Consider the following 20,704-nt stretch of genomic DNA (forward strand, 5'->3'; position numbering starts at 1 on the left):
ATTTGCATATCCAAAAAAATAGCTAATTTTGTGCCCATAAAATGCTCATTTAAAAAATGATTAATCGAATTTTAATTCGTACCCGGATAGTACAAATTGTTTACGCCTGGTATCAGAATAGGAATAAAGATTTACGTACAGCAGAGAAAGAACTCCTGTTTGGATTACAAAAATCCTACGATCTCTACTATTATCTCCTCTTGTTGATGGTTGAGCTGACCAACGCGTATGAAGCGCGTATCGAGGCCAAACGCAACAAGTACCTTCCTTCCGATGAGGATCTGAATCCCAATGTACGGTTGCTTGAAAACAGGTTTATCCGGCAGTTATCAAGAAATAAACAGTTCAACCAATACCTGAATGAGCGTCCCATGTCGTGGAGTGAACACGAAACGTTCGTAAAAAACCTGCTCGAGGAGATACTCGCCTCCGAAACATATGCAAGATATGCCGGCGAAGCAACGGCCGATTACAACCAGGATCGGGAGTTCTGGCGTTCAATCTTCAAGCAGTTTATCCACAACAACGAAAAACTGGATGAAATCCTTGAGGATGAAAGCATCTTCTGGAACGATGATATCGAGATCGTGCAAACCTTCGTGATGAAATCGATCCGGCAATTTTCGGAAGAGAACGGGGAGAACCAGCGCCTGCTGCCGATGTTCAAAGATGAGGAGGACCGGCAATTTGCATTGAAACTGCTGCACGACACCATCCTCAACGAACAGAAATACAGGCAGCTGATCGAGCATCACAGCGAAAAGTGGGATTTCGACCGTATCGCATTTATGGACATGATCATCATGCAGATTGCCTTGGCCGAGATCCACACCTTCGAGACGATTCCCTCCAGCGTATCGCTCAACGAATATATCGAGATTGCCAAATCGTACAGTACACCGAAGAGCGGTACATTTATCAACGGAATTTTGGACGCAATCGTAGCCGACCTTCGAAAAAATAATATTATTTTTAAGCAGTAATTTTAAACACTCAAAACTTGATTCTTATGAATATTCTATTACAGGCAGCAGCCGGCACAGGATCGGGAATGGGCACCTCCCTGCTGATGATGGTGGCCATCATTGCCGTATTTTACTTCTTCATGATCCGTCCGCAACAGAAAAAACAGAAAGAGGTGCAACGGGCCCGTGAAGCGATGAAGGTGGGCGACAAGGTTGTAACTGCCGGAGGCATCCACGGACGCATCAAAGAGGTGGGCGACAGCTGGTTTCTGGTAGAGGTTGCCGATGGGGTTAAACTGAAATTTGAAAAGACATCGGTTTTCGCCTCCTCATCCGACGTGACTACACCGTAAAACCTGAATCGCCTGATCAATTATGGACCTTGCATCAATCAAGGATAGGTGGATCGAGAAGATACGGGACTTCTTTTCCAGATTAAACTGGAAAAACATATTCCTTTTTGTCCTGTTTCTCATCCTCTCCTTTATTTTTTGGTTGATGCTCTTTTTCCAGCGTGACATCGAGGCCACCTACAAGATTCCACTGAAATACACCCATATTCCAGATGATGAGGTGTTTGATGTTGCGCTGCCCGACGATATCGAGATACGGGTTGCCGACAAGGGGTCGGAAATTTTCCGCTATACCTTTACCCTGAAAGATTCGATCGAGATCGACATCGCCAGATACAAGGAGGAGCGGATCAAGAACCTGCAGGGGAGCGAACTGATGCAGCTTATCAGGGAGAAGTTGTCGCAAAGCACGAACCTCAAGGCCTACTATCCGGTAAATATCTCGCTGGCAACCTCCAAACTTCAAAAGAAGGAGCTGAAGGTGGTTTTCGACGGAGTCATTACAACCAGTCGCAGCAACCTGGTGGCCGACAGTGTTACCTTTTTGCCCGCAACAGTGACAGCATACGGTTCCCAGAACCAGTTGTCGGAAATCCAGTCGGCAGTAACCGAATATACCCTGATCAACAACCTGAAGGCCACATCGCAATTGAGGGTGAAGCTCATGCCGGTAAACGGCGTTAAGTTTGTCCCCGGCGAAGTTGATATCTATATCCCCGTAATGGAGTATACCGAAAGGACTTTCGAGGTTCCGGTCACAGCCAGGAATGTACCCTCCAATATCGACGTGAAGTTCTTTCCATCGCAGGTGGAGGTCTCCTTCTCGGTAACACTGGACGAATACAGGAAAATTGCTCCCGAGGATTTCGAAGTTGAACTCGATTACCTGGAGTTTTACAAAAATGGAAACGGCCGGGTCGATCTGAAACTCTCAAAAGTCCCTTCGACCGTCCGTAACGTCAAGCTGTCACCCTCATCGGTGGAGTTTCTCTTTGAAAGCAGATGAAAACGATACGATTGGGAGTTACCGGAGGTATTGGGAGCGGGAAATCGGTTGTCTGCAACCTGCTGCGGCTATACGGCATCCCGGTTTTTGATGCCGACCGGGAGGCAAAAAATCTGAACGATTCCTCTCCGGTAATCAGGGAAAAGCTCATCGGCTGCTTTGGTCCCGATCTCTACCGAAACGACCGGCTCGACCGCAAGATGCTGGCCGAACTGATCTTTAACAATGAAGAGAACCTGCGCATGGCAAACGCCATCATACATCCAGAACTGGCAAGGGCGTTCGGGGAATGGGCAGCAGAGCGGAATGGGCATCCGCTTGTAGCTATAGACGCGGCACTCTTGTTTGAAGCCGGATTCCAGTCGATGCTCGACAGGACCGTAACCGTTGTGGCACCGCTGGAAACGCGAATTGAGCGTGTTGTGAAGAGGGACAATCTCTCCCCTGATCAGATAACGGCACGCGCCAACTGTCAGCTGAGCGACGAGAGAAAGGCGGAGCTGGCCGATTTCGTCATCCTTAACGATGGGCGCCACTCTCTGCTGGAACAGGTAGATGAGATCCTCCGGACTCTTTTAGGAAGATGAGATTCCGAAAAGGGTAACACCGGAGGAGATATGTAAAATCTGAACAATTTTTAACAGGTAAACGATGATAGAGAGAATTGGAACCAATGCCGGTAAGGTTTGGACATTGCTGGACGGAGCCGGAACACAAAGTGTAAAAGAGCTGAAACGGTCTTCAAAGCTGACAGACAAGGAGCTCTACGCTGCCCTCGGCTGGCTGGCCAGAGAGGGGAAAATTTCGCTGGTGGAAGAGGGTAAGGAGCTGTTTGTCTCGCTGATATGACGTCCGGGGCATGAGCCCCCCTGAGATGAGACAGTGTTGAAGCCGCCCCTGTGACGGCTTTTTTATTTTTCCGCTATCTTTGCTGAAGATATAACCATCATGAATGATTCTCAACTGCGAAGAGAGCTTGAGAAGCTCCTTCCCAAAGAGCAGCTCTTTACCGACGAACTATCCCGGCTGGTCAAAGGGTGCGATGCCGGATTGTATCGACTGATTCCCAGGGCTGTAGTCAAAGTCAACAGCGAAGCGGAGGTTATCCGGCTGATGCAGTTCTGCAGCAGGGAGAATATCCCAGTCACCTTCAAGGCGGCAGGTACCAGCTTGAGTGGACAGACCATCACCGATTCCATCCTGATGGAGAGCGGTGAGGGATTTGCTTTTTCGGCCATCACCGACAACGGGAAAACCGCCACATTCGGTGTAAGCCTTACCGGAACAGCGGCCAACCGGATGTTGCAGCGTTACCACCGGAAGATCGGGCCGAAACCGGCATCGATCAATGCGGCGAAGATTGGCGGTATCCTGGCAAACAACGCCAGCGGATCGAGCTACGGCATCCAGCACAACAGTTACAACACGGTAAGGTCGATGCGGATTATCTTTGCCGACGGCACGCTGCTCGACACCGCCGACCCGGCCAGCCGACAAGCCTTTGCAGAGTCGCATCCCGAGCTGATTGCCAGCCTGGTAGAGCTACACAGGGAGGTTACTGGAAACGAAGCGATTCGCAACCGGATCGCCGAAAAATTCAGGCTGAAGAACACCTGTGGATATGGTGTCAATGCCCTGATCGACTTTTCCGATCCGATCGAGATACTGCAGCATCTGATGATCGGTTCGGAAGGAACACTTGGCTTTATCTCGCAGGCCACCTTCGAGACGGTTCCCGATCACCGGTTGAAAGCCACGGCCCTGGTTTACTTCAGGAATCTTCGCGATGTCTGCCAGGCCATCCTGCCGCTCCGGGGCTCTCCGGTAAGCGCTGCAGAGCTGATGGATCGTAACGCCCTCCGTGCGGTGGAGAATCAGACCGGGGTGCCTGCCGAGCTGAAATCGCTGCCCGAGGAGGCAGCTGCACTTTTGATCGACACCTCTGCTGACGACGAGGAAACGCTATTGGCACAGATAGGCGAAATCGAGTCGGCCATGAACCATATCCACACACTTTCCGCCATCCGGTTTACCACCGACCGACAACTGTACAATCTTTACTGGAGTGTTCGCAACGGGTTGTTCACCTCGGCTGCGGCTTCTCGCCCGCCACAGACGGCCTGTGTCATCGAGGATATCGCCTTCGACGGGGCAATCCTGGGAGATGCGCTTGCCGAGGTACGTGAATTGCTGATCCACTCGGGATATGCAGATGCGGTAATGTGGGGACATCTTCTGGATGGGAATGTTCATTTCACCCTTTTTCCGGATATCAACTCACCGGAAGGGGTTGACAGGTATAGCCGCTTTATGCATGACCTATCCCAACTGGTGGCGGTAAAACATAACGGTAGCCTGAAAGCCGAGCACGGAACAGGCCGGAACATGGCGCCGTTCGTTGAACTGGAATGGGGAGCTGAGATATATGGTGTGATGAAACGGATCAAATCGGCATTCGATCCGCAGCAGATACTGAATCCCGGTGTGATTATCAATGACGACAAGGAGCTCTTCGTCAAGAACCTGAAAAATATACCCGATGCCCATCCGTTGATTGACAAATGCATCGAGTGCGGTTTTTGCGAAGTGATCTGCCCTTCAAGGGAGCTGACCCTCACACCTCGGCAACGGATCGTGGCCTACCGGAGGCTGACCGGAATGGGGGATGTGAAGAGACGCAAACAATGGGCTGAAAAGATGAACTACAGTTTTAACGAAACCTGCGCTACTGACGGACTTTGTGCCATTGCCTGCCCGGTAGGGATCAATACCGGCAAGCTGGTGAAGGAGCTTCGCTGGAAAGAGAATGGCAAGGTTGCCAAGCGCATGGCAGAGGCGATTGCCAACCACATGGATCTGGTTACCGCCACGATCCGCAACCTGATGAAGCTGCCCCACGCCATCGCACGCATAACCGGCTATGGCTGGATGGAGTCGGTTGCCCGCGGCATCTACCGGATCGGCGACGGACTCCTTCCCTTGTGGACCAGATATACGCCCACAGGTAGCCGGAAGATCTGCCGCTCGATTTTCCCTGCCGGGCATGGCGATACACCCGAAGTGGTCTATTTCCCCTCATGCGTCACGCGTTCCATGGGAGGTCCTGCTTTCGGGTTTACAGGGAGTGAAGATGTGCCGTCGAAAATGATCTCGGTTTTGCGGAAAGCGGGCTATACCGTTATCATACCCGATGGGCGGGAGAAGCTCTGTTGCGGAATGGCGTTCAGCAGCAAAGGGTTTCGCGATCAGGCACACCGGAAGGCGAGAGAGTTGAACGAAGCGTTATTGCAAGCAAGCCGCAACGGGGAGTTGCCGATAGTATGCGACATGAGCCCCTGTCTGCTTCATATGCGTGAAACAGTCGACAGCCGGCTGAGATTGTACGACCAGGTGGAGTTTATTCACGATTTCCTGCTGGCGAGACTCAACTTGCGTAAACGGCCGGTGACAGTAGCCATTCACACCACCTGCAGCTCTGCGAAGATGGGTCTTGAAGAAAAACTGTACACCGTTGCCCTACGATGTGCCGAAAAGGTGGTTACTCCCCAAAACGTCTCCTGTTGCGGATGGGCAGGAGATCGAGGATTTTTCTACCCCGAACTCAACAACTCGGCTCTGAAACCCCTTAAACATGATATTGGAGATGCCACCGAAGGCTACTCCAACAGCCGGACCTGCGAGATAGGGCTGTCGATAAACAGCGGGATAGCCTACAGGTCGCTGGTCTATCTGGTAGACCAGGCATCGGAATAGCATCCTCCCTGCCCTCAAAATCGGTAAAGGTAAATCGTAAATCGTAGATTGTTTGTATCTTTGTAACTTTAAATTGCAAATTCACGTTATGAACATCGAGAATATCCTTCAGGCTGCCGTCATCGGCGCAATTAAAGAGCTCTACAACGCCGATGTGGATGCATCGCAGATCACGCTTCAGAAAACGAAGAAAGAGTTCAAGGGGCACTACACCCTCGTCACGTTCCCCCTGTTAAAGATTTCGAGAAAGAATCCCGAACAGACGGCACAGGAGATCGGGAGCTATCTGTTGGAGAAATCACCGCTTCTCTCCGGCTTCAACGTGATAAAGGGATTCCTCAATCTGACGGTCGCTTCAACGGTATGGCTGAACCTGCTCGGGGAGATCGACAACGACCCAGGTTACGGATTCACGCCTGTTGCCGACGATGCCCCTCTCTTTATGGTGGAGTACTCTTCTCCAAACACCAACAAACCGCTGCACCTGGGACATATCCGGAACAACCTGCTGGGACATTCACTCTGCGAGATATTGAAAGCCAACGGCAAGCGGGTGGTAAAAACCAATATCGTCAACGACCGGGGTATCCATATCTGCAAGTCGATGCTGGCATGGCAGAAGTGGGGGAATGGAGAGACTCCCGAATCGTCGGGGAAAAAGGGTGACCACCTTATTGGCGACTACTATGTCCTTTTCGATAAGGAGTACAAGGCCGAACTGGCCGAACTGCAGGCCAGGGGGCTGACCAAAGAGGAGGCTGAAGCAGAGTCGGTCCTGATGAAAGAGGCCCGTGAGATGCTGCGTCTGTGGGAAGCCGGCGATGCTTCTACGGTTGAGCTGTGGGAGATGATGAACAGCTGGGTCTATACAGGTTTCGACGAAACGTACAAAAAACTGGGCGTTACCTTCGACAAGATCTACTACGAATCGCAAACCTACCTGGCAGGTAAAGAGGAGGTGTTGCGGGGACTGAAAGAGGGTATCTTCTACCAGCGGGAAGATGGGTCGGTATGGGCCGACCTGACACAGGAGGGGCTCGATGAAAAGATTCTCCTTCGCTCCGACGGGACTTCGGTATACATGACACAGGACATCGGTACAGCCAAGCTCCGGTTCGACGATTACCCCATCGACAAGATGATCTACGTGGTGGGGAACGAACAGAACTACCATTTCCAGGTGCTCTCCATCCTGCTCGACAGGCTTGGTTTCGAGTTTGGAAAGGGGCTGGTACATTTCTCTTATGGCATGGTGGAACTGCCCGAGGGTAAGATGAAATCGCGCGAAGGTACCGTGGTGGATGCCGACGACCTGATGGCCGAGATGATCCAGACCGCCCGCGAGACATCGCAGGAGCTGGGCAAGCTCGACGATGTCTCTCCCGAAGAGGCGGAACGCGTCGTCACCATGATCGGGATGGGGGCACTGAAGTATTTCATCCTGAAGGTCGACCCGAAAAAGAACATGACCTTCAATCCAAAAGAGTCGATCGATTTCAACGGAAATACCGGCCCCTTTATTCAATACACCCACGCACGGATCAAGTCGGTTCTACGAAAGGCAGAAGAGCAGGGCATCGCGGTCGACGGACCGCTACAGACAGCTCTTGTGCTCTCCGAAAAAGAGGAGGGCCTGGTGCAAATGCTGGCCGAATTTGCAGATGTAGTAAAACAGGCAGGCAGTGAATTCAACGTGTCGTTGATCGGAAATTACGTATATGACCTGGCCAAGGAGTTCAACCAGTTCTATCACGATTTCCCGATCCTTCGCGAAAAGGATGAGGCGCTGCGTACGTTCCGGCTGAAACTTTCGAGAAATGTTGCGACAACCATCAAGAAGGGAATGTCACTATTCGGCATCGACGTTCCCGAGCAGATGTAAATGGACTAAAAGGCGAGTGCTGCCACCAGATATAATCTCTCCCTGTCGGGGTTGAAGATGGCGCTGCAGGTGACCGGCAACTGGAATGAAGGGGTAATCTGCAGCTCCTTGGTGGCACTGATGCCTATATTGGTAAGTTTAAGATCTCTGCTGAGCGACTGCAATCCGTCGCCCCCTCCGGCAAAGAGGGTGATGTTGCCAATTGCATAGGCCACTTCGAAGTATTTGTCGCCCCCTGCCGAACCTGCACCCCGCGACTCGTTCAGGACCCAGTTGGCGGAAAAACGAAGCCGGGAGATTTCATAACTGCCGTTCAGCTCAAAGATATGAGACCCTGACTCCTTGCTGATATCGAAATAATCGTTCCCGCCTTCCAGGGAGGGAAAGTAGTAATCGGTAACTCCCAGCGATAACCCAAAACCGAAAGTATACCCGACAAAGAGGTCTGCCTCCATCACGCCGTCGAAAGAGGCCGATCCCCACGCTCCGGCCGAAAACCCGCCCGATTCAAAAACAAGCGAGGGCTGCACCGCCGCATTCGACAAGTAGAGCCCTCTCCACACGTAGGAACTGACCAGATCGATCCCCGCCTTCCATTTCGATTTCTCCTCCTGTGCCGACAGGGAACTCCAGAGAGAACAAAGCAGCGTGACTGCAACAACCGTTTTCATTTTCATAACCTTGAAATAGTTTAATTAGACATAATGAAATAATCACGCCGCAAATATAATCATTTTGATCTATATAAATAATTTTATCTTACTTTTTATTTATAAATTCAACACATAAATATCATATTAACATCATCAACAGACCCAGTATGGCATCAAGTATTTAGGGTCTGCTTATTAATTCCCAATCAGGCACACAATTTCATTTGTGGCCCGAGTGGATAAATGTTTATATTTCTCACTATCATTAACTTCTGTAGTAACGAGACAAAATAAGGTAAGGGAATATCCCTCATATGCCGGATCAGATTCATCACAAAAATGATAGCCCCTATCCAACTCCTTGACGTCGAGGAGAGTCTGGCCCGGATATCATTTAAACCATATCCACGCTTGCCTTGACCAAACTTCCCTTCAACCTGGTTGCGTTCTGCAGCCTCTCGTCGCTCTTTACGTTTTTGGTATTTGCTCTTGATCTCTTTTGCCGGCTTTCGTCCCAGTGGTTCCCCGGTGTAGCGGATTCTTTTCTCTTTCAAGAACCGTCTGTTCTCCCGGGTAAGATATATCTTGTCCACCTGAACCAGCTCCGGATACTTCCCTGTCAGCTTCCTGAAGCGTTCAACCTGTGACTGAAGATCCTGCCCCTCATTGAACGCATCCCAGTGGAAATGATCTACCCTGGCATAGCCATCCAACAGACTGATGTTGATCTTTGCTCCAAACTCCGTCTTGGCCTTGGCCTTGCCACGGACAATAGGGCGAACATGCGGCTGATGAATGCTCACGATGCGATCTTCTACCTGATGGCTCTTCTTCTTGTACATTGTCTCCTGTTGTTCCAGCAGATGCTGGATGACAAAAAAATATTTCAGTTGCCGCCTCTCGAAAGGAATCGGTTCATCCTTTATGGTGTCCAGCATCTTGTTAATAATCCGTACATCCCGTTTCAGGTAGTTGATCTGCTTGCGTATCGCTTTTCGTAACACGTAGGCTGGTTTTCTCTTCATTTTCGACACACTCAGGAACTCCTTGCGCGCTGCTCTCCTGTATGTGCGGGGTTTATCCTGAACTCCCGGTTTCAAACACAGTTTATCAATCAGGTCTTCTGCCTTTTGACGGCCTTCGTTCAACAAATCCAGGTCTGTGGAATACTTGATGTCCGCATCACAGACCGTTGCGTCCATTTGAAGCTTACCCTTGTTACCCGGATGCGGATCGGGGTCGTCATCATTATCCTTCGAATCCCCATCAACCTCTTTATCTTGTACTCCGGATTTCAGCTTCAACCCTTTCCTTATCAAATCATCTGTCAATGATTCAAAGACGTCCAGATCGATTCGCTTTCTGATGGATACCAGCAGTGACGGTGTCATCACCTGTTCATATTCATAGGTGAAAGCTTCGAGACCAAGAAAATACTGCATGTAGAGATTCTCCTGGAATCTCGATCACTCCCCGGTCGTCCGTCTTCATGATGTGTTTGATGATGATCACTCCCAGCACAAGCCTGGCATCTTTGGTGGTGGCACCCCGGTTGCTTTTGAAGTTCTTGTAATAGAGCCGGGCAAACTCTTCCCATGGAACTATTTTTGAAAGAATAACCCACCGGTTATCCTCATCCAGTTTTGCCTCAAAGGGCATCTTGAACTCTGAAATTGAAAGCTGCCTGGAGCTCTTTTATCGCATCATAAGATGCAGGGTTTATAAAATAAAAATACTCAATTTCTTGCAGTTATACAAATATTTTAACGATTAATTTACTGATTTTCAGTATGGATATCAATTGTTCAGCAGACCCTTCTATGTTGAAAACCGCTGCATGGCAAAGTGCAGCGGTCAGGATAATCTCATGCTACATCAGTCTGCTGACTGCCAAAAGAAAAACAGTTAATGAAGTGGGGATTGTTCTCTCCAGATCTCCTGAATAGAAGGGTTGGAAGGGTGTTGCAACATCAAAACATCTTCACTATCCGGCGGATGCCGTTCACCAGGAGATCGATCTCCTCCCTGGTGTTATAGATGGCAAAGGATGCACGGACCGTTCCCTCGACGCCGAGGCGTCGCATCAACGGTTCGGCACAGTGGTGCCCGGTTCTGACAGCGATTCCCATCGTATCGAGCAGCACCCCCATGTCGTAATGATGAATACCTTCCACAAGAAAGGAGATTACACTGCATTTATCGGATGCAGTACCGTAGATCTTGAGGTTATCGATAGTGGACAACTGCTCAGTAGCATATGTCAGCAGGTCATGCTCGTACCGGGCAATCTTTTCCAGACCGATCCGGGAGAGATAATCGAGTGCCGTGGCAAGCGCCGCAGAGCCCACATAGTCGGGTGTACCTGCCTCGAACTTGAAAGGCAAGGCGGCAAAGGTGGTCTTTTCGAATGAGACTGATGCAATCATCTCCCCCCCACCCTGATAGGGAGGAAGCTTTTCGAGCCACTTCTCTTTACCGTAGAGCACACCGATGCCGGTAGGACCATAAATTTTGTGTGACGAGAAGACTAAAAAATCGCAATCGATCTGTTGCACATCAACCGCCATATGTTGTACCGATTGCGCAGCGTCAACCAGCACCGGAACATCGTAACGGTGCGCGATTTCAATGATTTTGCCAATCGGCGTGACTGTCCCGAGGACATTTGAGACGTGCGTGATCGCGATCAGTTTCGTGCGGGAGGAGATCATCTTCTCCAGCTCCTCCAGAAGGAGCTCGCCCTCATCCGAGATGGGCAGCACCCGTAGCTTAATCCCCGAGATCGTCGCCTGCAATTGCCAGGGAACAATATTGGAGTGATGTTCCATCGCAGAGATAATCACCTCATCGCCAGGTTTGCAAAACTCCCTACAGTAAGATGAGGCAATCAGGTTAATGGCTTCCGTGGTACCGCGTGTAAAGACAATCTCGTTTGAAGAAGCGGCACCGATAAACTCCTGCACCGTTCTTCTCGATGCTTCGTGCTCGTCGGTGGCGGCCTGGCTCAAAAAATGTACACCGCGGTGCACGTTGGCATTCACGGAACAATAGATCTCCCGGATCTTGTCGATCACACATTCAGGCTTCTGGGTAGTAGCCCCGTTGTCGAGATAAACAAGCGGCTTCCCGTGCACCAGACGCGAAAGGATGGGAAAGTCTGCCCGTATGTCAGCTAGATTGATCATTTGCACACCTCACAATTGCCACAACGCATAAGTTCACCCCTGAAACGCTTGTTGATCAGCTGAATGAGCCTATCTTGAAGCATCTCGATACGGACGAGGTCCACTACATCCTGAGTAAAAGCTACCATCAGGAGCATACGGGCCTCCTCCTCGGGAATTCCACGGGCCTGTAGATAGAAAAGGGCATCCTGGTCGATCTGTCCGGTTGTCAACCCGTGCGAGCACTTCACATCGTCGGCGTAAATCTCGAGCTGTGGCTTCGAGAAGATCCTGGCCTCTTCCGAGGTGATCAGGTTCTTGTTGTTCTGGTAAGCCAGCGTTTTCTGCGCCCCCTTGTCCACCAGGATTCTTCCGCAGAAGACACCTGTCGATCTCTCCTGCAGCGCATACTTGAAGAGCTCGTTACTGTGGCAGTTGGGAACGGCATGTTCCAAAAATGCGTAGTTGTCGATATGCTGCTCCTTGTCGCAAATTGCCAGTCCCCCGATATGGGCCTCGGCATGTTCTCCCAGCAGACGGAACCGGTAATTGTTCCGCGTAAAGCCGTTGTGCAGCGTGATCGTTGAGACCGTCACATTGGAATTTTCCGCCTGTTCGGCAAAAACGTTGTTCAACAACTTCACCTTCACCGAGTTCTCTTCCAGTTCATAAAAATCGACCTGGGCATCCCTACCGGCAACAATTTCCGCAACCTGCGTCACCACAAACTCCACCTCATCAACCGTATGGTCACAGACAAGCAGTTTTACGTGGGCATTCTTCTCAGCTATGACAAGGATGCGACGGTTCACGTTCAGATCGACCCCGCCCCTGAGGATGTTGATCAACTGAAGAGGCTTGTCGACAGTGACATTCTCGGGAACGTAGATTACAAAGCCATCCTGTGCAAACATCGTGTTGTAGGCCACCACCCCATTCGCGGAGCAGTCCCCAATTTTAGCATAATGTTTGTTGAAGATGTCGGGATGGGTTTCGGAGAACCGTTGCAGACTGCCTACAAAAACACCGTCAGGAAGTGGAGCCTGCTGATGACCGTTGGCATAGAACCGGTCGTTTATCAGAAAATAGACGTTGGTGTTGAGGTTGGGCACATCGCACTTGAAAGCTTCATACGGATCGACCGGTATGGGTATGTTCCGCAGGTTCAGCCCTAAATCACCGTCAAATGCGCGAGAGAGATCAGAATGTTTGTAATCTTCAAGTTTCGACGTGGGAAATCCCAGCCTGCAGAACGCCTCAAAAGCGGCATCACGGTGACGGTTTAATCCCGCCACTGAATTTGCATCGATCTCACTCCGGTAATCGTTGAATAAATCGATATATTGTTGTTCAATCATCATTTTGCAGGTTAGGGATTCACAAGCCAGTCATATCCTCTCTCCTCGAGCTCAAGCGCCAGATCCGGCCCTCCGGTTTTGATAATCTTTCCGTTGTAGAGCACGTGAACCACATCGGGTTGAATATAGTCGAGAAGCCTTTGATAGTGGGTAATTACAAGCGTAGCCTTCTCGGGACGGTGCAACGCATTTACTCCGGAAGCCACGATCCGCAAAGCGTCGATATCCAGCCCTGAATCGGTCTCATCGAGGATAGCCAGGGTAGGATCAAGCATCGCCATCTGGAAAATTTCGTTACGCTTCTTCTCCCCACCCGAAAACCCTTCATTAACCGAACGGCTTACAAGCTGACTGTCGATACCGAGCAGTTCGCGCTTGTCGCGCATCAGTTTCAGGAAGTTAGAGGCTGAGATCTGCTCCTCGCCCCTGTACTTGCGCTGCTCATTCAACGCTGCTCGCATGAAATTGACCATGCTTACCCCAGGAATCTCGATCGGATACTGGAAACTGAGGAAGATTCCCTCCTTGGCCCGGTCGGCAGGATCCATATCGAGCAGCTCCTTGCCGTTGAATGTAACACTGCCTCGAGTCACCTCGAATTTCGGATTACCTGCAAGAACGGAGGCCAGTGTACTTTTTCCCGATCCGTTGGGACCCATGATGGCGTGAATCTCGCCCTTATTTACCTCCAGATTGATACCCTTCAGGATCTCTTTATTTTCTACTACTGCATGTAGATTTGTTATCTTCAATAAATTAGCCATATATAAATCATTAAAAAGCGGAGACAATACAAATTGCACCGCCGTTTTTCTTACTTGTGGTCTCTTCTGAATAACAATTTTTTCTATCAATTGTTTTTAACCTACCCATCTTGTTGTTCCGAAGCATTGCTTTCCGAGATGATGTAGTCGGCCACCTTTATCTTTTTAAACAACTCTGAAGCAAAGACAAACTCGTTCAGCTTCTCATTTTTGGCATCCATGATCCTGTCGCGTGATCCCTGCCACTCCAGTATGCCCTCGTTCAGAAAGATGATGTTGTCTCCGATATTCATCACCGAGTTCATGTCGTGAGAAACCACGATGGAGGTAATGCCGAAATCTGCCGTAATGTCCGAAATCAGTTCATCGATAAGCTGCGAGGTTTTCGGATCGAGCCCTGAGTTGGGTTCATCGCAGAAGAGATACCTCGGGTTCAATGCAATGGCTCTTGCAATGGCAGCCCGCTTCATCATACCGCCCGATATCTCCGACGGATAAAGATCTGCCGCATGTGAGAGGTTTACCCTTTCCAGACAGAATTCGGCACGTTTTTTTCTTTCTCGTTGATTCTTTCGCGAAAACATGTCCAGCGGGAACATCACATTCTCCAGCACCGTCTTGGAATCGAACAGGGCAGATCCCTGAAAGAGCATCCCCATGTCGCGGCGCAGCCGTTTCACCTCCCTCGCACGCATCTCGGTAATATTCCGGCCTTCATACCTGATCTCACCAGAACTGGGCTGTATCAAGCCGATAAGACATTTCAAAAAAACCGTTTTGCCCGAACCGCTCTTTCCGATGATCATATTCACGGCTCCTTTTTTAAAGGAAGTCGTAATATCGTCGAGAACGAGACGTCCTTCGAATTCTTTGATTAAATTTCTTACCTGAATCATATATCAAGACTTATCTTTTTCAACCCATGACCAATTGCGTGAAAACCAAATCGGCAGCCAGTATCAGGATATTGTTGATCACAACCGAGTCGGTACTCGCTTTGCCCACCTCAAGTGATCCGCCTTTAACTCGATAACCGAAATAGGCGGAAACCGAAGCGATGATAAAGCCGTAAATCATCGATTTCACGATGGAGGTCCAGACAAAACTCTCCCGAAAGAAAAATTGAATTCCGTATATGTACGTTGAGACAGGGGGAGTTCCGGTAAAAAGGCAGATGATGTACCCGCCGAAAAGGCCAAGAAACATGCTCAATGCCACCAGTACAGGCATGAAGAAGACAAACGCCGAGACCTTGGGCATAATCAGGTAATTGGCCGAATTTACCCCCATAATATCCAGCGCATCTATCTGTTCCGTTACACGCATCGTGCCTATCTCGGAAGCGATATTGGATCCCACTTTCCCGGAGAGGATCAGACACATGATGGTGGAAGAGAACTCCAGCAGAATAATCTCGCGGGAGACCACTCCCACCGTAAAGCGGGGCAGCAACGGCGAAGCCACGTTAATGGCAATCTGCATTACAATAACCGCACCGATAAAAAAGGAGATGATCATTACCAGCCAGATGGAGTTGACCCCCAGTTTATACACCTCCTTCGAAAACTCCTTGAAAAATTCTCGTGCTCGGTCGGGCGGAGCCATCACTCTTCGCATGAGCTCGACATATTCGCCGATACTCTCTAAAGAACTTACAATGCTCATTACATCGGGAATTAACGTGCACAAAGATAGGCAATGTTTTTCATTTAGATGATTTGAGGGGTAAAACAATTGGGAAAAATAATTGTATTATCTTTGCCCAATGTATCAATACAACGACCAAGAACTGGGAAAGATCATCGTAAAATCCAACATCCGGGCAAAGCAGATCATTGCCCGGAAAAGAGGGGATCATATCCAGCTGACCGTCCCGCCGGGGTTTTCCCCTGCAGGGCTTCCATCTGTTCTGAATGAGATGCGTCGCCGTTTGATGGAGATCTCCTCGCCCAAAGAGCAGCTGATCACCGAAGAGACCCTGCTGGAGACCTACCCTTTTACGGCAAGAATATCCAGGACACATCTTGTAGAAAAGGCAAAGATGCAGTTGAAGGGGAGAGAGCTGACTCTCCTCATCCCAGCCGGGTTCGAACTGGAACACCCGGTGTCTCAATTTACGGTCAAAGAGATGATCCGACATGCTTTGCGACACGAGGCCAAAAGGATCTTGACGGAGAAAACGGTCCGCTTCTCTGAAAAACACAACCTGCAGGTAAACGGAATCAGGATCAACAAAAGTGTAACACGCTGGGGGAGCTGTTCCCGTCTTAAGAGCATCAATTACTCCTTTTATACGATGCTGCTACCTGAAAAGCAGATCGACTACGTGGTTCTGCACGAACTGGCCCATACGGTTGAGATGAATCACGGCGAAAGATTCTGGAGGCTGCTCGACCATCTTTGCGGTGAGGATGCCAAAACCATCAGCCGATCGCTCAACAAGTTCGAGTCGGCCGCCTATCAGCTGTTGAAGCCATGACTTGGTCCTACAGATCCTTCAACAACACATCGGTGGAAGATTCGTAAACCGACATGCGTGTATCCATCAAGGCATTCCAATGGCGGGCAAAATCCCCCTCCAGATCAATCAGAAAGTCTTCCGAACCCTCCTTGTCTATCCTCGCTATCAGGTTATTAACGGTAAGCAGATTGATATCGATAGCCGGCTGATAGGCCATGACACGTTCATCCTCCGGCGTGGGTGTAGGCAGAATCACCTGAAGCTTGTGAAGCTCGTCAATAATGTCATTGGTCAATTTGATGGGAACCTTGCATCTCATCGAGATCTGATCGGCCGTAAGCGGAGATTTTCCCTGGGCAAAGCGACGCACAATCACCGATGCGATCATGATGGTGAAGAAATCCCTGAAACGGCGACTGATATTTTTCGTCTCCCGGTCGAACGAGAATTTGCGTACATTTTGCGCCGAAAAGGAGAGCTCGGCACCAATCAACACGATAAACCAGGACATCTGTACCCAGAGCAGCAATAGCGGAATGGCTGCGAAGGCTCCGTATATGGCATTGTAGTTTGCAATCCAGAGCTGTCCGTTCAGGTAGATCATCTGAAAAATCTGGATAGCGATACCCCCCACAATTCCGCCGATCAACGCACTGCCCCATTTCACCTTGGTATTGGGCATATAGCGGTAGAGCAGTGTCAAGGTAATGATCATTACCAGGAAGGGTAGGATATTCAACACCTGGCTCACTACCGGATCGAGGATATGGCTGAACTCACCAAACGGACCGGTAGATGCCTGAATGATAGCAGTAAGACTATAATTGAGCACTGCAAAAATCGGCAACAGCAGGATCAGTGCAAAATAGTCAACCGCTCTTCGCTGAATGGAGCGTCCCTTTTTTACTCCCCAGATACGGTTAAAACTGTTCTCGATATCCGAAAAGAGGAGAATGACGGTATAGAGCAGCAAGATAACACCGATACCGGCAAAAACGCCACCCTGGGCATGCTCCAGCGAGTTATTTACAAGCCCGATAATTGTCTCGATAGTGAAAGAGGTGGTTCCTGAAATCGAGCCGTTTACATCCAGAGCGTCGGCTCTTCGCACGCTCTCCGCAATAATTGCCTGCGCAGCACCTTCAACAGAATCGGTCAGTATCGCAACAGTATCGGTGGTCGTTTTCGGTCCGGGCGGGGCAATTACCGATTCACTCTCCCCGCTGCTGAAAAAATCGAAAATCTGACTTTCGAGAATCTTTTCGAATCCGAATCCGCGTGCAATGGCAAACAGAACCGCCAGCATCGGAACGAGCGACAGGATTGTACGGTAGGTCAACGAACGGGAGCTGGCGCCAAGGTTCTGCTCCTGCACACCTCTTACGGTAAGCATGGTAACCTTGAGGACGTTGTGCAGAACGTTCTTCTTGTTGGAGAAATTCTCGGGGTTCAACCGCCAGATTTCGTAGGAGAGGAAGTGAATCCACTCCTTTACCTGAAACCTGATCCTTTCGAACAGTCCCGATTTTTCCTCCTCTTCAGGCTTCGAAACTCTTTTTTCCCTTCTCAACATACCGTCAAAATAAAAAAGCAGCGGGCCTATAAGCCGGGTTCTGTATCCCGACAGGCGGGATGTTTGTCATTTATCTGCGAGACAGTGTCACCACTGCTCTTTAGCGACCTACCCCTCGGCATCGGGCGAGCAACCCTACATATCCGATATACATGGTCTTGCAACCCATAAGGCGTACGGCATACCGTGTTGCCACGATACCCGGTGAGCTCTTACCTCACCTTTTCACCCTTACTCCGTAATCTCACGAGAAAACGGGGCGGTTATTTTCTGTTACGCTACTCTACCCTCGCGGATAGCTTCCCGTTAGGAAGTATGGTGCTCTATGTTGCCCGGACTTTCCTCCCCGAATCGCGACAAGCGCCGGAACCGGAGCGACAAACCGGCCTGCTGCTTTTGCAAAAGTAGTAATAAGTAACGATTTTAGTGCGCTTTTTTGCACTTTTCTCTTCTAAAGAGTTATGCCAATGCTGTCAAAACGACATCAGACAACTGCAGGTTGCGCCTTGCCACGGTCAGACCGTATATTGGGAAAACTTGTGCATAAAAGAGTCGTAATAGGTTTTCGATACGGGAAGATCGGGCGTATCCTCAGCATCCAGCTCCAGCACAATCCCGCCCTTCTCCTTTTTGAGGATCTTTACCTTCTCCATGTTGACAATATAGGAGCGGTGACAACGCACAAGGGGTGTATCTTTTGTCAGGTTCTCCTCCATCCATTTCAAGGAGTTGCGAAGCAGAAAACGTGATTGCCTCGATTTATTCAGGTAGTAGATGGTGGTGTAATTATCGGCAGATTCAATGTAAAGCAGATTCTCCAGGGCGATGGAGATTTTCAGGTCACCCTTCTCGTCGGGAAACACAACCACACTCCTTGCATGTAGTTCACCATTTTTCTCCTGCCCCATGGTAGCCAGCAACATGCTCTTCTCCTTCCATGAGAAGTAGAGCCACGAAATGGCATAGGGCAGCAGCAGCACCAACGCTGTATTTACAGCACTCTGATGAAAGATCTCCATGAAGTCCCTGTCGGCACCCTCTTTGGGTACAAACTTGGAAAAAAGCGAATAGAAGACCGCCATGGCCAGCACCTCGCACAAGATCCAGAGAGCGTATTGCCAGTAAAGAAGATCGTTTTTCCTCGAATAGAGGGCAAGAATCACGCGGCTGACCACCACCACCAGCATCCCGGTAAGGATAATCAGGCTGGAAAAAGTGAAGTACTTTAAATCGGAGATGGCCGGATACCATGATCTTGAACCGAAAGGCTGAAAGATATTGATGAATAGCAGGGCAAAAACCGCAGTGAATACAATCATTTTCACCGTGTTGCTTTTTTCATACAAGTATGCGGGTATCTTTCCGTTCATGATAAAACTGCAGGTTCACGACCTGATGCAAAAATAGTTTTTTATTGAAGAATGACCAAATGAATTGGGGGAATCTGGCTGAAAATTTCACCCCTCTATCTCCGTTTTTACCCCATATAGCGACTCCTGCCACATCGTGGCCTACAATCTCCCATTGATTTGCAGATGCCCGCAAAAGGAGATTTCTTTACCAAAAAAAAGATGAACTACTGCCAACGATTCGCCGAACTGATCAACCTCTACAGGCAGGGGACCGATTGCTCCATGGCCGACACCAAAACGGCCATCCGTTTCTTTCCTTTCGGAAGTGCCTTGCGACCGGAGACATTGCTGCCAAACGACAAAGCCATTGAAGAGAACTACTCCTTTGAATATCCGGTATTCCTGGCCTCAGACAACCGGAAGCACGACGAGGCAATCCTGTTGCTGCACGGATTGAACGAACGTAACTGGAACAAATACCTTACCTGGGCAGAATATCTGTGCATCAATACGGGAAAGCCGGTCATCCTTTTTCCTATCGCATTCCATATGAACCGGTCGCCAGCTTCGTGGTCAACCCCGAGGGCTCTCGCATCCCTGCTGAACTTCAGACGAAGAAAATACAATGACGACCGCTCCATCAGTTTTGCCAACGTAGCATTGAGCGACCGGATCAGCCAGAATCCGGAGCGCTTCTACATGTCAGGAAGGCAAACCTATAGCGACCTGATCTCTCTCTTTGAGACAATCAAGAGCGGCAGACATCCCCTATTCAGGGAAGATACCCAGATCGATATCTTTGCTTACTCCATCGGAGCATTTCTTGCACAGGTGGCGCTTATGGCAAACCCCGGAAAGCTGTTCTCCCATACACGGCTCTTCATGTTCTGCGGAGGAAGCATATTCCGGTCGATGCATGGCATCTCCCGAAGCATCATGGACAGGGCTGCCTTTGAAAAACTGTACGACTACTACATTCATGTCTTTGGCTCGGAATCGGACGACAAATGGTCTCGAGACGAGGCATTCAACGCATTTTACCGGATGATTTCGCCCGACAGGTTCCGGGCACAACGCGAGGCTTTCTTTGAACAATCGGGTGAGAGAATCAAGGGTATTGTGCTTGCCCGGGACAGGGTAATTCCATACCAGGGGGTAGAGGAAGCACTTGGAGAAAAGAAGGCGAAGGAGCGGATCGAACTGCTGGATTTCCCCTTTCCCTACTCCCATGAAAACCCTTTTCCTGCAAATTCCAGCGATATCTCGTCGGTCAACCGCTTTTTCACCGATGTCTTTTCCCGTGCAGCCAGTTTTCTGGCATAATCCTCTACCTTTTTTCATAGATTTTCTGATATTAGATCTTTTATTTGTATTTTTGGAATCGAAAGGTTGGAGACTCCATTCCACGGAGTCTCCTTTC

19 protein-coding genes and 1 other RNA gene are annotated in these 20,704 nt (G+C 49.7%); 9 read left to right on the forward strand and 11 right to left on the reverse strand.

Translation table 11 applies throughout. The annotated features are described in order from the left end of the window. Window positions 1–56 precede the first annotated feature (56 nt). The 7 genes from nusB (at window position 57) to argS (ending at window position 7,959) form a co-directional block, all read left to right on the forward strand. The gene (nusB, locus tag ING2E5A_RS00240) at window positions 57–983 is read left to right on the forward strand and encodes a transcription antitermination factor NusB (RefSeq protein ID WP_071135678.1); all 927 of its coding nucleotides are present in this window, start codon (window positions 57–59) and stop codon (window positions 981–983) included. A 26-nt stretch (window positions 984–1,009) separates the two neighbouring features. Then, on the forward strand, window positions 1,010–1,318 hold the full coding sequence (gene yajC / locus ING2E5A_RS00245; protein WP_394332591.1) for a preprotein translocase subunit YajC: 309 nt from the start codon (window positions 1,010–1,012) through the stop codon (window positions 1,316–1,318). Window positions 1,319–1,340: 22 nt separating this feature from the next. Next, the gene (locus tag ING2E5A_RS00250; protein WP_071135680.1) at window positions 1,341–2,324 is read left to right on the forward strand and encodes a CdaR family protein; all 984 of its coding nucleotides are present in this window, start codon (window positions 1,341–1,343) and stop codon (window positions 2,322–2,324) included. Beyond that, entirely contained in the window at window positions 2,321–2,911 is a 591-nt protein-coding gene (coaE, locus tag ING2E5A_RS00255; RefSeq protein WP_071135681.1) for a dephospho-CoA kinase, read from the forward strand. Before ING2E5A_RS00250 ends, coaE begins: the two co-directional genes overlap by 4 nt. 64 nt (window positions 2,912–2,975) lie before the next feature. Continuing rightward, window positions 2,976–3,173, forward strand: coding sequence for a winged helix-turn-helix domain-containing protein (locus ING2E5A_RS00260; RefSeq protein WP_071135682.1), 198 nt, complete (start codon window positions 2,976–2,978; stop codon window positions 3,171–3,173). Window positions 3,174–3,272: 99 nt separating this feature from the next. Then, the gene (locus ING2E5A_RS00265; protein ID WP_071135683.1) at window positions 3,273–6,077 is read left to right on the forward strand and encodes an FAD-binding and (Fe-S)-binding domain-containing protein; all 2,805 of its coding nucleotides are present in this window, start codon (window positions 3,273–3,275) and stop codon (window positions 6,075–6,077) included. Window positions 6,078–6,165: 88 nt separating this feature from the next. Then, a complete protein-coding gene (argS, locus tag ING2E5A_RS00270) occupies window positions 6,166–7,959 on the forward strand; it encodes an arginine--tRNA ligase (RefSeq protein WP_071135684.1) in 1,794 nt (597 codons plus the stop codon). A 5-nt stretch (window positions 7,960–7,964) separates the two neighbouring features. Here the strand turns inward: argS and ING2E5A_RS00275 are convergent, their stop codons facing one another. The 8 genes from ING2E5A_RS00275 to ING2E5A_RS00305 all read right to left on the reverse strand — a co-directional run bounded on the left by ING2E5A_RS00275 (window position 7,965) and on the right by ING2E5A_RS00305 (window position 15,557). After that, on the reverse strand, window positions 7,965–8,636 hold the full coding sequence (locus tag ING2E5A_RS00275) for a TorF family putative porin (RefSeq protein ID WP_071135685.1): 672 nt from the start codon (window positions 8,634–8,636) through the stop codon (window positions 7,965–7,967). Between the two features lie 182 nt (window positions 8,637–8,818). Then, window positions 8,819–10,054 carry a transposase gene (locus ING2E5A_RS00280; protein ID WP_083373092.1) on the reverse strand — a complete coding sequence of 412 codons (1,236 nt, stop codon included), beginning with the start codon at window positions 10,052–10,054 and terminating at the stop codon, window positions 8,819–8,821. Further along, window positions 10,017–10,271: a hypothetical protein gene (locus ING2E5A_RS14920; RefSeq protein ID WP_083373093.1), complete on the reverse strand. Its 255-nt coding sequence runs from the start codon at window positions 10,269–10,271 to the stop codon at window positions 10,017–10,019. Before ING2E5A_RS14920 ends, ING2E5A_RS00280 begins: the two co-directional genes overlap by 38 nt. Before the next feature lie 311 nt (window positions 10,272–10,582). Next, window positions 10,583–11,797: a cysteine desulfurase gene (locus ING2E5A_RS00285; protein ID WP_071135686.1), complete on the reverse strand. Its 1,215-nt coding sequence runs from the start codon at window positions 11,795–11,797 to the stop codon at window positions 10,583–10,585. Next, window positions 11,794–13,137, reverse strand: a complete 1,344-nt coding sequence (gene sufD, locus ING2E5A_RS00290) for a Fe-S cluster assembly protein SufD (RefSeq protein WP_173652376.1) — start codon at window positions 13,135–13,137, stop codon at window positions 11,794–11,796. Before sufD ends, ING2E5A_RS00285 begins: the two co-directional genes overlap by 4 nt. Before the next feature lie 8 nt (window positions 13,138–13,145). Continuing rightward, window positions 13,146–13,898, reverse strand: a complete 753-nt coding sequence (sufC, locus tag ING2E5A_RS00295) for a Fe-S cluster assembly ATPase SufC (RefSeq protein WP_071135687.1) — start codon at window positions 13,896–13,898, stop codon at window positions 13,146–13,148. Window positions 13,899–13,999: 101 nt separating this feature from the next. Then, window positions 14,000–14,794: an ABC transporter ATP-binding protein gene (locus ING2E5A_RS00300; RefSeq protein ID WP_071135688.1), complete on the reverse strand. Its 795-nt coding sequence runs from the start codon at window positions 14,792–14,794 to the stop codon at window positions 14,000–14,002. Between the two features lie 19 nt (window positions 14,795–14,813). Then, a complete protein-coding gene (locus ING2E5A_RS00305) occupies window positions 14,814–15,557 on the reverse strand; it encodes an MlaE family ABC transporter permease (RefSeq protein WP_071138101.1) in 744 nt (247 codons plus the stop codon). Window positions 15,558–15,663: 106 nt separating this feature from the next. Here ING2E5A_RS00305 and ING2E5A_RS00310 point away from each other — a divergent pair, with 106 nt between their 5' ends. Beyond that, on the forward strand, window positions 15,664–16,377 hold the full coding sequence (locus tag ING2E5A_RS00310) for a M48 family metallopeptidase (RefSeq protein WP_071135689.1): 714 nt from the start codon (window positions 15,664–15,666) through the stop codon (window positions 16,375–16,377). Between the two features lie 7 nt (window positions 16,378–16,384). Here ING2E5A_RS00310 and ING2E5A_RS00315 read toward each other — a convergent pair whose 3' ends face one another. From ING2E5A_RS00315 to ING2E5A_RS00325, 3 genes are all read right to left on the reverse strand, one after another. After that, the gene (locus ING2E5A_RS00315) at window positions 16,385–17,932 is read right to left on the reverse strand and encodes a YihY/virulence factor BrkB family protein (protein WP_071135690.1); all 1,548 of its coding nucleotides are present in this window, start codon (window positions 17,930–17,932) and stop codon (window positions 16,385–16,387) included. 13 nt (window positions 17,933–17,945) lie between these two features. After that, window positions 17,946–18,326: RNase P RNA component class A (gene rnpB / locus ING2E5A_RS00320), an RNA gene on the reverse strand. A 121-nt stretch (window positions 18,327–18,447) separates the two neighbouring features. Next, window positions 18,448–19,251: a LytTR family DNA-binding domain-containing protein gene (locus ING2E5A_RS00325; RefSeq protein ID WP_231960400.1), complete on the reverse strand. Its 804-nt coding sequence runs from the start codon at window positions 19,249–19,251 to the stop codon at window positions 18,448–18,450. Between the two features lie 252 nt (window positions 19,252–19,503). Here ING2E5A_RS00325 and ING2E5A_RS00330 point away from each other — a divergent pair, with 252 nt between their 5' ends. Next, the gene (locus tag ING2E5A_RS00330) at window positions 19,504–20,607 is read left to right on the forward strand and encodes a DUF6051 family protein (RefSeq protein WP_071138102.1); all 1,104 of its coding nucleotides are present in this window, start codon (window positions 19,504–19,506) and stop codon (window positions 20,605–20,607) included. Window positions 20,608–20,704 lie beyond the last annotated feature (97 nt).

This window comes from Petrimonas mucosa (assembly GCF_900095795.1).
Lineage (GTDB): Bacteria > Bacteroidota > Bacteroidia > Bacteroidales > Dysgonomonadaceae > Petrimonas > Petrimonas mucosa.

Bases quoted from the DNA above. Each gene is read 5' to 3' on its own strand.
- nusB (WP_071135678.1), top strand. From the start codon at position 57: ATGATTAATCGAATTTTAATTCGTACCCGGATAGTACAAATTGTTTAC.
- yajC (WP_394332591.1), top strand. From the start codon at position 1,010: ATGAATATTCTATTACAGGCAGCAGCCGGCACAGGATCGGGAATGGGC.
- ING2E5A_RS00250 (WP_071135680.1), top strand. From the start codon at position 1,341: ATGGACCTTGCATCAATCAAGGATAGGTGGATCGAGAAGATACGGGAC.
- coaE (WP_071135681.1), top strand. From the start codon at position 2,321: ATGAAAACGATACGATTGGGAGTTACCGGAGGTATTGGGAGCGGGAAA.
- ING2E5A_RS00260 (WP_071135682.1), top strand. From the start codon at position 2,976: ATGATAGAGAGAATTGGAACCAATGCCGGTAAGGTTTGGACATTGCTG.
- ING2E5A_RS00265 (WP_071135683.1), top strand. From the start codon at position 3,273: ATGAATGATTCTCAACTGCGAAGAGAGCTTGAGAAGCTCCTTCCCAAA.
- argS (WP_071135684.1), top strand. From the start codon at position 6,166: ATGAACATCGAGAATATCCTTCAGGCTGCCGTCATCGGCGCAATTAAA.
- ING2E5A_RS00275 (WP_071135685.1), bottom strand. From the start codon at position 8,636: ATGAAAATGAAAACGGTTGTTGCAGTCACGCTGCTTTGTTCTCTCTGG.
- ING2E5A_RS00280 (WP_083373092.1), bottom strand. From the start codon at position 10,054: ATGCAGTATTTTCTTGGTCTCGAAGCTTTCACCTATGAATATGAACAG.
- ING2E5A_RS14920 (WP_083373093.1), bottom strand. From the start codon at position 10,271: ATGCCCTTTGAGGCAAAACTGGATGAGGATAACCGGTGGGTTATTCTT.
- ING2E5A_RS00285 (WP_071135686.1), bottom strand. From the start codon at position 11,797: ATGATCAATCTAGCTGACATACGGGCAGACTTTCCCATCCTTTCGCGT.
- sufD (WP_173652376.1), bottom strand. From the start codon at position 13,137: ATGATGATTGAACAACAATATATCGATTTATTCAACGATTACCGGAGT.
- sufC (WP_071135687.1), bottom strand. From the start codon at position 13,898: ATGGCTAATTTATTGAAGATAACAAATCTACATGCAGTAGTAGAAAAT.
- ING2E5A_RS00300 (WP_071135688.1), bottom strand. From the start codon at position 14,794: ATGATTCAGGTAAGAAATTTAATCAAAGAATTCGAAGGACGTCTCGTT.
- ING2E5A_RS00310 (WP_071135689.1), top strand. From the start codon at position 15,664: ATGTATCAATACAACGACCAAGAACTGGGAAAGATCATCGTAAAATCC.
- ING2E5A_RS00315 (WP_071135690.1), bottom strand. From the start codon at position 17,932: ATGTTGAGAAGGGAAAAAAGAGTTTCGAAGCCTGAAGAGGAGGAAAAA.
- ING2E5A_RS00325 (WP_231960400.1), bottom strand. From the start codon at position 19,251: ATGATTGTATTCACTGCGGTTTTTGCCCTGCTATTCATCAATATCTTT.
- ING2E5A_RS00330 (WP_071138102.1), top strand. From the start codon at position 19,504: ATGAACTACTGCCAACGATTCGCCGAACTGATCAACCTCTACAGGCAG.